The following is a 12628-nucleotide window of genomic DNA, read 5'->3' on the forward strand; positions in this document are numbered from 1 at the left end:
CCCGCTGGGCTGCGCAGCAGCCCCAAGAGGCCTGTATTAAACACCCAGACCCGAGAAAACCAGCCAGGGACTCGCCAGGACGAAGCTCACCGTCAACAGCGCCTGAATAGCCACCACCCAGGCTTGGCGGCGAAGCAGTCGCATCGAACCATGGCTGCGCTCGGGCCATGACCGCCCGCCGCGCTCGACCGGTTGCAGGCCGAGATTGGCCAGGGCCGTGTCCAGCGCCTGGGTGCGTTCGGTCAGCGGTTTGCCGGCATCCGCGACGATCTGAAACAGATCGGCATCGAACGCCACGCGAAACGCCAGATATTTTTCCTGCATGCCGAGGACGAACACGCCGAAGCTCAGCAGCAATAGCCACGGATCGATGCTACCCACCAGCCATTGACCCAGGCCGATCAGTGCCGCCAACAGGGTCAAGCCGGTGGAAAACTGGTCCAGTGACTGACCGCGCCGCAACAGGCTCGCCACGGTGTGCAGTTCCATGTCGCTGCTCATGACCATGCCCCGAATCCCTTGGATAGTTGTTCCAACGCCTGGCGATGGGCCGGGTACAACACGATGCCCGGCCGGGCTTGGCGAATCTGGGCGATGGCCGCGTCGACACTCTCGGCGCGACCGCTGTCCAGCAACCACGCCGCCACGGCGGTGGCACTGCGCGAATACCCCAGGGCGCAGCAGACCAGCACCGGCCCGTGCTGACGCAGGCTTTCGATGGTCTGCGCGGCATTCAGGCACTGCTCGGCCGTCGGTGCCGTCAGGTCGAGCACCGGCAAGCTGCGATAGGCGATTGCCGTACTGTCCATCGATAACTCGGCGCAGAGGTCGAGCACGCCAGTAAACGGGCTGCTTTTAAGCGTCGTCGACGTAGGAATCCGTCCGAGCCAGACGTCATCCGCCACCTGATCCGGCTGCGGATGCTTGCGCGTCCACACGCGGGAATTGATCCAGGCCGCCGCCAGATAGGGCGCCAACAACCAACGCACCGCCGGGCTCAACCGGCCATCTTCACGCTTCTGGAACCCGCTCGCGCCGAACACCAGGTAGTTCAGCGCGACCATGAGCACCGCCACCGCCGGCCAGATCAACCAGAGCCACGTGCCACCGAAAGCAAACGCCAAGGTGAAAAACGCCACGGCGCCCAGGCCATAACGCAAGGCCAGTTTCCGGCGGGCGGGGTCGTTCGTCAGCTGGACACTTCGCAGCGGACTCGGCCGGTCCAGCGGCCACAGCCACACGCACAACCAACCGGCCAACGCGCCCGTGGGCACGTCGACAAAGTGATGTTGATACGTGGTCAGCACCGACACGCCAATCAAGGCGAACCAGCCGTGCATCAACCAGCGCCAAATACCTTGCAGGTGGCGTTGATAGCAGACCCAAAGCACCACCAGCAGCGCAATGTGCAGCGACGGTGCTTGGTTGAACGGCTTGTCGAAGCCCGCCAGCACGTCGAACATCCAGCCGAACACGCCATCCATTTCTGGCCGTGGGAAGGTAAACGTCAGCGGCCAGAGCAGGAAACAGCTGACCGCAATCACCTGGGCCGTGAGCAGCCGCAAGGCGTGGCGCTTGAGTTCGTCGCGGCTGTTGGGCAGCAGCAGGGACAGGCCGTACAGCAGATCAATCGACCAGTACGGCACGATGGTCCACGCCATGAACGGCATGTGGCTTTCCCACGCGAACACCAGGCTGCCAACGTCGTCGCGCTGGGACGTGATCCAAGTGGCGAAGCCGTAGGTGCTGAAGAACAGCGGCGCCAGCAACAGCAGCCAGAGCACCGCCGGTTTCAGCAGTGCCGGTTCGCGGGCCGGAGCAATGACGGCGCTCATTACTGCACTCGCTGAGCCAGGGAAACGCTGAAAATGCCCCATTCATCGACCCGCAGGGTGATCTTGCGGAAACCCGCCGCCTCAACCAGTTGATCCATTTCCGCTTGCGTACGTCGGCGCATCACCCAGGCCTGGCCGGCGCGGTGGCTGGTCAGGGCGCGGGCGATCAATTCCAGTTGCGGGTGCCATGGCTGGCCGGTGTAGATCAGGAATCCGCCAGGCTCAACGGCTTCGGCCAGACCGGCGAGGGAAGCGCCGACCATCTGGTTGTCGGCAAACAATTCGTACAAGCCGGACACCACGGCCAGGGTCGGCTTGGGCTCCAGCGCCGCCAGGTCCTGACGATCGAAGGCATCGCCTTTGACGAACTGCGCAATGTCACCCAGGCCTTTTTCAACAATCAGCGCACTGCCGTCGCGCACGTTGATGTCGCTGTAGTCGCGCAGCAGGATCGATTCCGGCAGCGGACTGACGCCTTGCAGCGCTTCAAGAATGTAACGGCCATGGCCGGCGGCGATGTCGACGATGCGCACCTCGCGGTCCTGCTCGCGCAACTTGCCCATGGCCAGGCGCAGCAACTCCTCGACGTGCAATTTGCGCTGGCGAATGCCGCGCCAGCCGATGGAGTTCAGGTAGTTCTGATCGATGACTTTGCCCAGCGCCGAAGTGCCGGTGGGGCGATTGCGGTAGACGTAATCCAGGGTGCTACCGGAGTCGAACCCGGTGTCGAAACCCAACTTCACGCCAGCCGACAACTTGCTGCCAAAGCGCATGCTGGCGCGGGTCATGCGCCAGTAAAGGTCACGCAGCGAATTGTGCGGCAGCGGCGTGGCCAGGGTTTCCGCTTCGGCGCAGGTCACGCCCAGGCGATCGGCATCCAGCAGGGAAGGGCGGTCCAGCGGGCGGGCAAAGTTTTGCAGGATGAAACGGCGGGCGCTGGCAATGGCCGGAGCACGATTCTTCTCGCCCAGGGTGTCGTGGAAGAACCCTGGCAGGATGTGCTTTTCCTTGTGCAGGCTGCCCAGTCGCTCGAAGAACTGTTCCTGGGGTTTGCGATGCACGACGAAGTCGGAACCGGAGATCAACAGCTGCGTCGGCACCTGGATCGCCTGGGCATCGGCGACAACCCGGTCGGCCGCTTCGTACAGGCCCAGCAGCACGTTTACCGAGATCGCCTTGGTGATCAACGGGTCGCTGTCGTAGGACGCCACGCGCTCCGGGTCATGGCTGAGGAACTTGGCCTTGACGTAACTGTTGACGAAAAAATTGCCACGAAACTTGCGCATCAGCGCCAGGCCCGGACGGGCAAACGGCACGTAGAGCTTGACCTTGAAAGCCGGCGACGCCAGCACCAGCGAGCGAATGCGCGGCGCGTAGTCGTGGACCCAAGTGGACGCGATCACCGCGCCGACGCTTTGCGCCACCACGGCAATGTTCTGTTCGTCGATCTGATGCGTGGCGCCGATGTGATCGCAAAACGTCTGCACATCCCGCGCGCTGGTGGCGAAACTCGGGCTGTCGCCGCGAGCGCCCGGCGACTGGCCATGACCGCGCGCGTCCCAGGCGAAAAATTCGAACCCGGGCAAATCCAGTTCATCCACCAAGTGCGCAATGCGCCCGGAGTGTTCATGACCACGATGAAACAACAACACCGCCTGACGGGGTTCACCCGCAACAGTGTCGAGAGCCGGCCAGTGCCGGTAGAACAACTCCACGCCATCATGGGTGGTGAACGTCAATTCCTGGGCTTCGCGCATTGCAACTTCCTTATGCTGAGGGGGCGTTTTCCGACACTTGGCTCAGGCCATGACGGACCCGATTGACCAAGGTATAAACCAGCAGGGCGGCAACCACCGCCATCACACCATTCACCCAGAGCGCCCCGAGCCAACCCAGGGCAATACCGGTCGCCAGCACGCCGAATACAAAGGCGCGATCACTCTTGCCCATCGGCCCGTCATAGCGCCGCGAAGCCCCGACCATCGCCCCCAGCACGCCGGCGTATTCGCTGAACAACGCCAACAGCGCGACCAACAACACGAGCAGAAGACTGGTATCGGCAAACAAGGCAAAAGGCAGGATCAGGGCGGCGTCGGCGATGATATCGCATAGCTCATTCAGGTAGGCGCCCAGATGCGATTGCTGGCCAAACTCCCGCGCCAGCATGCCATCCACCGCATTCAATGCCATGCGCAGGAACATCCAGACTGGCACCAGGACGAAAATCCACGGATGGCTGGCGAACCAGGCAACCACCGCTCCCACCAACACGGACACGATGCCGGCCAGGAGCGTGACCTGATTGGCGGTAACGCCGTTGTTGTAAAGGCGTTGGACGGTGGGGCGGAGCAGATTCTGGAAGGCGGGTTTGAGTTGATAAATGGAAGGCATCTGGAGTGAGATCTCGGCCGGATTCAGGAGCTGGGCTTGTTCAGGTGCGAGATTACGATAGGTTAGGGCTTTGCTGGTGGGTATTTGCTGGGAATGAGCGCGGGTAGGCATCTGGATGGGTCTTCGCGCTGGAAAATTGACTGCATAAGGACCGTTCACATGCTGCGAGTAGATTGGCTCGTCAACCACATGGATAAATGCAACCTGATGGCCGAGTGGCTTTATCGGGAGTTCAGCTATGAATTCGCGCACCAGTCGCTTGTCAGCTGGCAGGAAGAATTCTGTGCGGGGCAGCGTAATGGCCGGTGGAAATGCCTGATCGCCTTGGAGCACGATCAGCTATTGCGCGGTGCCTCGCTGGCAAGTGACGACCTGCCTGAGCGCCCCGAACTCGGCCCTTGGCTGGCCTGCGTGTTCGTCCACCCGGATGCCCGACGCAGGGGACTGGCCGCGCAGTTGATCGAAGGTATCTGTCGCCATGCGAAAGAGGCGGGGTCCAATACCTTGTTCCTGCACACTCACAGCCAACGGGATTACTACGCCAAGCTTGGCTGGGAAGTGCTGGAGCGCTTCGAGGCTTGGGGCAAGGAACAGTGGCTGATGTCGCGGTATTTGTGATCGCGGTATGCGCGCTAGCCTCCAGCCCGCAACGGACCGCCGACCGGGACATACTCGACCGGCGCTTCCCCGGGCAGGTTTTTTATGGGGTCTTCGGCGTAACCGTAGCCTTCTTCCTTCAGGTTGATGGAATGCACGCTGTGCTCACGGGCGGTGCTGTCGGTGAGCTTGGTGAACAGACGGTGGTCGGCGGGGAGGGTGAAGCGGTCGCCGGGGTGGAGTTGGGCGAAGGTGAGGGTGGGGTGGTTCATGGTGGCGGGCTCCGAGGTTTGGTTGCTCTCTTTAGAATTGAGGGGATGTGCCGGGATTGGGTTCCGTTTTCTTACAGCCGTCGTCCTGAAATCCGCAGCATCGATACCTGGCCGACATCGTCTTGCGCCTTTGCCTACAACTACGCCAGAATCCGCCGGCTTGTGCGCCTGGGGCCGCGTCGGTAGCTTGAGTCCTGTCACTGCTCATCAGTGATCGGGTTTAGCAGCTCGTGGCGAAACAGGTTGTGCAAGGCGTCATCCAGTCAGGATTCCCAATCCTGCACTTGATGGTAGCTGTGCGCAGGGCGTCCTCGGACGCGCCGGTTTCTTGTTTCCCCGGTCTGCTAACCTGCGTACAGCTGCCTCCCATCGTTTAGCAGCGAGCGGGTGATGGCTCCAATGACAGGAAGCAAGACAATGGCAAAAGTTACTCCGAATCCTCCGGACGCAGACGGACATGTCTCCCGCGCCCAGTCCGCTCGCAACAAGAAAATCGACGATGCTGCCACTCGCGCTTTGGATTTCTATCTGAAACCTAAGCCCAAAAACGAAACGTCCGACAAGCCCAACACCATTTTTCGTATTGATCCTGAGGTCGATTCTGAGTGTTTGCTTGCGAATCTGAGTGAAAACCTGGCTTCGGCTAATGCAATGATCAGCGATCTGGCGTTTGATCTGGATGGGTCAAGGCGACATATTGCGTTGGGGATTTTGCAAGTGATTGAGGTGAGTGAATTGTTGGCGAATCGGGTGTTGGATATTGTTGAGGTGAGGTAGAGGAAAAGCGTTACGCGTAAAAGATCTTCTTAGTAAGATCTTTTACGCGGCTAGAGTTCTACTTGAGATTCCAGTCTGCATAATGATCTGCCGAGACTCTATGCATTTGGTTTTCATGTGGAGCTGTCGAGTTGGTTGATCATAATATCCAGTCTACTAGCAATATGTAGTAGCCAGTGCTCACCGGTTCCCCATTCGTTCCAGTAACAGTAATAGCAGCTAAGCTCCTTCAGGAGGTACTCCCTTAATTTTTGTTCATCTTTGTTGTCTCTGATAAGTAAGTTGATTTCCTGTTGAACGAGTCTCAGGACGTCAATGTCGGATTCGGTTAAAAAAGCACTGATAACCTCTTCTGCACTTTCATGCTCTATCGTCCAATCTTGATGAAAGTAAGCGCCAAAAAAATCATGTAACTCTTCAAATTTTGTGTTCACGGTTCAGGGAATCCTGTAAGTAAAAAATATCCTTCTGGTTTTTTAGGGTCTTTTATCAATACGAAGAGGGCTTTGTATGCTGGTGCGTAATCATCGTGGCCGCGTATTAAACTAACTCCCACCGGTTGGGCGTAGGTATGTGTGATAGTCGTCTTCCCTTTTTTGCTGTTTAAGAATTTTTCAATTTTCTTTTCGTTCGATGCAATTGCTCTTGCAGCAGACGACTCAGCAGTCGCTCTGTCAGGAAATGTGGAGGCCGCTGGGACATTCGGCTCTGCTTCTATCCTTTGGGCTAGCTGCGCATCTGTTCTGCCTATGTGCTTCCGAATCAAATGCCCACCTCGAGCCTCATGCGCAGCCAAACCTCCCCCCGGCACAATTTCGCTGAACGGCCCATCCGCCTCAATATCACCAGGACACTGACAGGCTAACCCCAACGGATCCACCCACCCCGTCGGGTTCAGGGTATACCGATACCCATTGAGCCCACCCGCCAGCTTGCTCGGATCCGCCGTCAGGTACCGCCCCGTCTCCGGATTGTAGTATCGGTGGCGGTTGTAGTGCAGGCCGCTTTCCCGGTCGTGGTATTGCCCTTGGAAACGTAGCGGTTGATGCAGTCGGGGGCCGTCGCCGTGGCGCAGTTCGGTGAGTTTGCCGTAGCCGTTGTAGCGCGCTGCCCAAACCACTTCGCCTTGATGACTGGTCAGTTCCTGGGGCGTGCCGAGATGGTCGAGGTGGTAGTAGAACGGCGTGGCTTTTTCTGGGCCTTCGCCTTCGAGCAGGGCGAGGGGGCGGAAGGTGCCGGGCTCAAAGATGTAGCTTTGGTAGTGCTGGTCGCTGCTTTCGGCGACGACTTGGTCGCCTTGCCAGATAAATTCGCTGGTCTGGTCGTCCACGGTCTTGCTGATGCGTCGGCCGAAGGCGTCGTAGCGGTAGGACGTTTCGCTGCCGTCCGGGCCGGTGACGCCGATGAGGCGGTGTTGGCTGTCGTAGCGGTATTCGGTGACCAGGCATTGGGCCGTGCCGCGGCGTTCGCGGACGAGGTTGCCGTAGGCGTCGTAGTCGTAGTGGCGGTCGCCCTCCATCAAGAGTCGGTTGCCCTTGAGGGTGGTCGGGCCGGGGCGATCCTGCATCAGCAGGTTGCCGGCCGGGTCGTGGGCGAAGCGTTCCGGGGCTTGGTTGTGGGCGTAGTCGATGCGCAGCAGGCGATCTTGCTTGTCGTATTGGTAGCTGCGGCGGTTTCGTGTGTCGGACAGCGCGGCGAGGTTGCCGCCCGCGTCGTAGGAATAGTCGCGCCAAAACAATTGCTGTTGCTGGGTCTGCCACACGGTCTGGGCCTTGAGGCGGCCTTGTTCGTCGTAGCTGTAGTCGCTGAGCAGCAGGCCCTGTTGGCGTTGGGTTTCGCGTCCGCCTTTGAAACGGTGCTCGGTCAGGCACGTGCCGTTGAGGTCGATGGCGATCAGCGCGCCGCCCGGGAGGTGGCGATAGTCGAGGGTGCTGCGATCGGGCAGGCGGCAATGGATCAGCCGGCCCGCGCTGTCGTAGCGATAACGCAGGGTGGCCCAGCCCTGGTGTTCGGCGACGAGGCGGTCTTGCGCGTCGTATTCGTAGGCCAGCGGCCAGTTGCCGTCGTCGACGCTGACCAAGCGCCCGAGGGCGTCGTAGCGGTACTCGACCGTTTCGCCGTCGGGCAAGGTCTTGCGCAGCAAACGGCCGGCGGTGTCGCGTTGGTATTGGGTGACCCGCTGGCTGCCGTCGGCACCAAATTCGGTCTTTTCCAGCAGGTGGCCGTTGAGGTCGTAGGCGTAGCCGGTGCGCTGGCCGTCGAAGCCGGTTTCCTGTCGGATCAGTCCGTTGGGCGTGTAGTCCAGCTGATATTTTTCACCGGACTCGTTCTCGATTTCCGTCAGCAACAGCCGCGCCGAGTCGTAGCGGTATTTCAATTCGCTGCCGTCGGGGTTGAGGCGGCGGCTGATCAGGTGCAGGTCGTCGGCGTATTCGTAGCGGGTGATGCGCCCCAGTTCGTCGCGTTCGGCGGTGACCTTGCCGTAGGCGTTGTAGCTCCAGGCGCGGGTCGCGCCGGTGGGCAGGGTGGTTTGCAGCAAGCGGCCGACGGCGTCCCATTGGTAATGGGTGATGGCGCCGTGTTCGTCCTGGCGGGTCAGCAAACGCCCGAGGGCGTCGTAGGAAAAGATCCGCTGGCTGTCGTCGGGCAGGATTTCTTCGGTCAACTGGCCCAGGCGATTACGGACAAAGGCGTGTTGGCTGCCGTCCGGGTAGCGGATGGAGATCAGTTGGCCTTGGGTGTCGTAGGAGTACCAGGTGCTGTGGCGATCCGGGTCGATGGCCTCGATCACATCGCCCTGTTCATTGCGCCGGTAGGTCCACACCGCGTTACCGCGCTGCCGAGCGTGCAGGAAACCGTTGCGGTACTCGTAGGACGTGGGCTCGCCTTCGGGCGGAATCAGCGCCGCCAGCCGTCCGACTTCGTCGTAGCGGTATTCGGTCACCGCGCCGAGCGGGTCTTGTTCGGCGACCAGCCGACCCTGTTCGTCATAGGCCTTGAGGTGCTCACCGCCATCAGGATCGACCTGGCGCACCAGCCGCGCCCGGTCGTCATGGACGTACACTTCCCGGCTGCCGTCGAGGTTCTGGACCGTGACGCTGCCGTCCTCGCCCCAGCTGTAGCGGCTGTCCATCTGCGCGAACGAAGCCCAGTGCCGCACACAGCGGGCTGCCGGACCGAGGCCTTGCCATTCCCAATAAAAACTCGCGCCGCCGGCCAGTTGCCGTTGGAGGATGACGTGCTGGTCGTCGTAGTCGTAGCGTTCACTTTCGCCGGCGGCGTTGGTCGCTTCGATCAACCGGAAACGGGCGTCGTAGCGGTAGGTCACCAGCGTCTGTTCGGTGCGCCAGGCTTCGTCCGGATGCAGTTCCGGGTGAAAACCCTGGTAGTCGATGGCGACCAGATGACGATGTTCGTAGCGCAGGCGCAGGCAGCGTCGAGCGCCGTTGTCCAGGCGGCTGATGTCGCCGTAGATGTTGCGCTGGATCGTCAGGCGGTTGTCGTACCGATCGCTCAGGGCGATCAGACGTCCGTCGCGAAAGTGTAGGAAAGGCGCACCGTCGCCGGGTTGGGCGATGATCAGTTCGTCCGGCTCGCTGCTCAGGTAGATCGCCGCACGGGCCAGGCTGTTGTGGATCGCAGGGCGTTGCAGGCTCGGTCGGGGAAACGTGGTGCGGCGGTTTTCCTGGTCGATCCAGATGACCTGCTCGCCTTCAATCAAAAGGCGATGGGCCAGGGCATGACTCCAACCGCGACCGAGCCCAATGTCCAGGTCGGCGGCGCTGGTGCGATAAAGGCGGGTGAAGACGAAGGGCATGCGCCCGTCGAGGGTGCCATCTTCCAGGGTCAGCAGTTCTTCGCCGGTGACCATCGACACCGGGCAGCCGTGGGTGCGGGTCTGGTCGGCGCTGTCGGCGGGGTCGCCGTTGGGGTTTTTCGATTGGGCGGGGGCGTCGTCGTGGGGTTCGTATCTGCTTAGCTGCGTGGAAGGCAGGGATTTTTCCCGCACGACCGGGAGCGGATTACTGACCGACAGCGGTGGGGAATCTCCCGTGGTGATCTGCAAAGGCGTGACCGGTGCTGGTCCCGCCGACGTTCCTCGGCCACTGACCACCAGTGGTTTGAGAACATCGGCGTGTTTGTCGAGGCTGTCGCCGCCGAGTTGTCCCAGGCGTTGGCTGGATGCCTGCAACCACTCCCGGGCTCGTTCCGAACGGATCAAGTTCAGCGCCTTGCCACTCACGCGCAGACCCAAGCCCAGGCCACCGGTAATGGCCGTCAGGAGAAAGTTGATCAGCACCGAGGCGCGCATTTCGCCCATGACTTCGGCAACGTACTGCGGCGGCAGCATCTGCAGCCAACTGGTGAAGGCCGCGGTGTAGACGAAGAGCAAAGGCTCGTCACTCAAGATCATCAGGGCCTTGGCAATCGCCTGCGATGAAGCTTCCACCAATTGCTCAAGCTCGACCTCGGTGAGGTATTCCAGCAACTTTTCACTGTTGGCCTGCAGGTCCGCCAACAGATCAAAGATCTGTTTGACGTTGTCCCACAGTCCATACACGGCTCTTTCAAAACCGCGCTGCTCGGCTTCTTGCAACACGTTAAAACGCTTCACGAAGCCGCTTTCGGAGAACTCTTTCCACAGCGGTTGAAACTCGTCCCACTCGGCTTTCAGCCAACCTTCGAGTTCGGCGATCACGAGGTGGTAGGAGGCGTACAGAGCCTTCACATGATCGGTCGTGACATCAGGGAAAAAGGTGATGCGGTAGCGCTGCCCGCGATCGCACTTGGGGATTTCCAGGATGCCGCTGGGGCCGATAACGTGACGGACTGGCTCGCCAAATACTTCCTTCCCCTGCTCGCCCCCAATGATCGGTTCGAGCATCACCGGCGTGTCGCCGATCGGCACGAAACGCGCGGCCTGGAACATGTGCACCAGCGTCAACGGGCCTTGGGCCGGGCAGGCCGCCACTAAGGCGCTGACCTGTTTGCCGCCATTTTTTGCTGGCGCGAGCGACACCTCGTTGCCCACCTTGAACATCTGTTCGATGTCCAACGCCCGACCAGTCCAGAAACGCTCCGCCCAACTGTCGTAGTCGTTCAGGCAGTGGCGAAAGTCCTGCAACATCGCCTCGACATCCGGCTGGTCAGAGTCCATGGCTGCCATTACCAGCGAACCAATGATGTTGCCCTGGGCAAGGATTTTGTCGTAGTTGGACATGCAGACATCTCGCAACACAGAAGTGGGCGCGAGACTGTGCCGGGGTTGGCTGAAGAAATAAGTCAGGGAAGGTGACAGTACGTGTAGGGCAAATCCCTAATTCATCCAGCCATTAAAAAAACCGCCCCTTTGGCACCGATAACATCGTTTCTCGGCGGCACGGCTTTTCCCTATATTGGCCCACAGATCCGGCGGATGGCTCAACGTCCGCCCCCTCAGTGCGAGTAGTCACAATGAACAAAAAACCTGACAGCGCAGGGCTGATCAACGCAGGAGCGGGCACCCGGGCGGTGTGGGGAGGGGAGCAAGTCAGGCATCCCTACAACGCCACCCAGACCCCCATCGTGGTCAGCGCTGCATACGGTTACGACGACATCGACGTCTGGTACGACGTCGCGCTGGGCAAGGCCCCCGGCTTCATCTATAGCCGCATGAGCAATCCGACTGTCGAGACCGTCGAAGCGAAGATTCGCGAATTGGAAATGGCTGAGTCCGCCGTCGCCTTCAGCAGCGGCATGGCGGCGATCAGCAGCGTGCTCTACACCTTCCTCGCCAATGGCGATCGCGTGGTCTCGACCAAGGACAGCTACGGCGGCACCAATAAAATCTTCGAAGAATTCCTGCCCCGTACCGGCGTCGCGGTGACTTTGTGCGAGACCTTTGATCACGAGGAAATCGAGCGTGAGATCGCCAAGGGCTGCCAAGTGCTGTACCTGGAAACGCCGACCAACCCGACCTTGAAAATACTCGATATCCGCCGTCTGGTCGCCGCCGCAAAACGCGTCGGCGCGGTGGTGGTGGCGGACAATACCTTCGCCACGCCGCTGAACCAAAACCCGATGGCGTTGGGCGTGGACGTGGTGATCCACAGCGCGACCAAATTCCTCAGCGGCCACGGCGATGTGCTCGGCGGCCTGGTGTGCGGCAGCGAAACCTTGATGGCGAAGGTGCGTCACTACCGGGAAATCAACGGCGCGACACTCGATCCGTTCTCGGCCTACATGATCATCCGTGGCATGAAGACCCTGGCCCTGCGCATGCGCCAACAGCAGGCCAGCGCCCGCGCCCTGGCCGACTATCTCTGCACCGAACCCTTGGTGGAATCGGTCAACTATCCCGGCCTGCCGAGCCATCCGAATCACGCCGTGGCCTGTGCGCAAATGTCCGGTTTCGGCGCCATCGTCAGCTTTGTCCTGAAGGGCGGCATGGACACGGTCAAGGTGCTGTTGCCGCGCCTACGGTTTGCCCATTGCGCGGGCAATCTTGGCGCGGTGGAAACCATCTACGGTCCGGCCCGCACCACCAGTCACGTCGAAAATACTTTAGAGGAACGCCTCGCCCTGGGCATATCCGAAGGGCTGGTGCGGGTCTCGGTCGGCATCGAAGACACGGACGATCTGGTGGACGATCTGAAACAGGCATTCGCCTTCGTCAGAAAGACCCTTGATCCGCAACTCAATGAAGTCCACAGCGAGACCGCAAGCTGAAGTTTGCACGTTGATACTCCGCAACAAGGCCGTTAGCGGGGCGTTCAT

Annotated in this window: 10 protein-coding genes; 3 read left to right on the forward strand and 7 right to left on the reverse strand. The window is 60.6% G+C overall.

Going from position 1 to position 12628, the window contains the following annotated elements:
• Positions 1 to 36 precede the first annotated feature (36 nt).
• Genes HU742_RS02665 through HU742_RS02680 form a run of 4 tightly spaced genes read right to left on the reverse strand, consistent with a single transcriptional unit; the run spans position 37 to position 4226 of the window.
• A complete protein-coding gene (locus HU742_RS02665; protein ID WP_186641114.1) occupies positions 37 to 501 on the reverse strand; it encodes a hypothetical protein in 465 nt (154 codons plus the stop codon).
• Complete coding sequence (locus tag HU742_RS02670) at positions 498 to 1835, reverse strand: phosphatase PAP2/dual specificity phosphatase family protein (protein WP_186645024.1); 1338 nt, start codon at positions 1833 to 1835, stop codon at positions 498 to 500. Before HU742_RS02670 ends, HU742_RS02665 begins: the two co-directional genes overlap by 4 nt.
• A complete protein-coding gene (locus HU742_RS02675; protein WP_186645025.1) occupies positions 1835 to 3592 on the reverse strand; it encodes a bifunctional alpha/beta hydrolase/class I SAM-dependent methyltransferase in 1758 nt (585 codons plus the stop codon). The genes HU742_RS02670 and HU742_RS02675 overlap by 1 nt, the downstream gene beginning before the upstream one ends.
• A gap of 10 nt (positions 3593 to 3602) precedes the next feature.
• Positions 3603 to 4226 (reverse strand): CDP-alcohol phosphatidyltransferase family protein, encoded by a 624-nt coding sequence (locus HU742_RS02680; protein ID WP_186645026.1) that lies wholly within the window; start codon positions 4224 to 4226, stop codon positions 3603 to 3605.
• Positions 4227 to 4385: 159 nt separating this feature from the next.
• Here HU742_RS02680 and HU742_RS02685 point away from each other — a divergent pair, with 159 nt between their 5' ends.
• Positions 4386 to 4844, forward strand: a complete 459-nt coding sequence (locus HU742_RS02685; protein WP_186645027.1) for a GNAT family N-acetyltransferase — start codon at positions 4386 to 4388, stop codon at positions 4842 to 4844.
• A gap of 14 nt (positions 4845 to 4858) precedes the next feature.
• Here HU742_RS02685 and HU742_RS02690 read toward each other — a convergent pair whose 3' ends face one another.
• Positions 4859 to 5095: a hypothetical protein gene (locus tag HU742_RS02690; RefSeq protein ID WP_045157348.1), complete on the reverse strand. Its 237-nt coding sequence runs from the start codon at positions 5093 to 5095 to the stop codon at positions 4859 to 4861.
• 417 nt (positions 5096 to 5512) lie between these two features.
• Between HU742_RS02690 and HU742_RS02695 the strand changes: the two genes are divergently transcribed.
• Positions 5513 to 5872 carry a DUF6124 family protein gene (locus HU742_RS02695; RefSeq protein ID WP_186645028.1) on the forward strand — a complete coding sequence of 120 codons (360 nt, stop codon included), beginning with the start codon at positions 5513 to 5515 and terminating at the stop codon, positions 5870 to 5872.
• Positions 5873 to 5985: 113 nt separating this feature from the next.
• Here HU742_RS02695 and HU742_RS02700 read toward each other — a convergent pair whose 3' ends face one another.
• Both HU742_RS02700 and HU742_RS26945 read right to left on the reverse strand, forming a co-directional pair.
• Positions 5986 to 6306 carry a contact-dependent growth inhibition system immunity protein gene (locus tag HU742_RS02700; protein WP_186645029.1) on the reverse strand — a complete coding sequence of 107 codons (321 nt, stop codon included), beginning with the start codon at positions 6304 to 6306 and terminating at the stop codon, positions 5986 to 5988.
• Positions 6303 to 11093, reverse strand: a complete 4791-nt coding sequence (locus tag HU742_RS26945; protein ID WP_217828365.1) for an RNase A-like domain-containing protein — start codon at positions 11091 to 11093, stop codon at positions 6303 to 6305. Before HU742_RS26945 ends, HU742_RS02700 begins: the two co-directional genes overlap by 4 nt.
• A gap of 233 nt (positions 11094 to 11326) precedes the next feature.
• Between HU742_RS26945 and HU742_RS02710 the strand changes: the two genes are divergently transcribed.
• Entirely contained in the window at positions 11327 to 12580 is a 1254-nt protein-coding gene (locus tag HU742_RS02710; protein ID WP_186645345.1) for a cystathionine gamma-synthase family protein, read from the forward strand.
• Positions 12581 to 12628: the final 48 nt, after the last annotated feature.

Source organism: Pseudomonas marvdashtae (assembly GCF_014268655.2).
GTDB classification, from domain to species: domain Bacteria; phylum Pseudomonadota; class Gammaproteobacteria; order Pseudomonadales; family Pseudomonadaceae; genus Aquipseudomonas; species Aquipseudomonas marvdashtae.

What these genes read in the sequence shown, in the direction of transcription:
- HU742_RS02665 (WP_186641114.1), bottom strand. Translation starts at nt 501, where the DNA reads ATGAGCAGCGACATGGAACTGCACACCGTGGCGAGCCTGTTGCGGCGC.
- HU742_RS02680 (WP_186645026.1), bottom strand. Translation starts at nt 4,226, where the DNA reads ATGCCTTCCATTTATCAACTCAAACCCGCCTTCCAGAATCTGCTCCGC.
- HU742_RS02670 (WP_186645024.1), bottom strand. Translation starts at nt 1,835, where the DNA reads ATGAGCGCCGTCATTGCTCCGGCCCGCGAACCGGCACTGCTGAAACCG.
- HU742_RS02710 (WP_186645345.1), top strand. Translation starts at nt 11,327, where the DNA reads ATGAACAAAAAACCTGACAGCGCAGGGCTGATCAACGCAGGAGCGGGC.
- HU742_RS02695 (WP_186645028.1), top strand. Translation starts at nt 5,513, where the DNA reads ATGGCAAAAGTTACTCCGAATCCTCCGGACGCAGACGGACATGTCTCC.
- HU742_RS26945 (WP_217828365.1), bottom strand. Translation starts at nt 11,093, where the DNA reads ATGTCCAACTACGACAAAATCCTTGCCCAGGGCAACATCATTGGTTCG.
- HU742_RS02690 (WP_045157348.1), bottom strand. Translation starts at nt 5,095, where the DNA reads ATGAACCACCCCACCCTCACCTTCGCCCAACTCCACCCCGGCGACCGC.
- HU742_RS02685 (WP_186645027.1), top strand. Translation starts at nt 4,386, where the DNA reads ATGCTGCGAGTAGATTGGCTCGTCAACCACATGGATAAATGCAACCTG.
- HU742_RS02675 (WP_186645025.1), bottom strand. Translation starts at nt 3,592, where the DNA reads ATGCGCGAAGCCCAGGAATTGACGTTCACCACCCATGATGGCGTGGAG.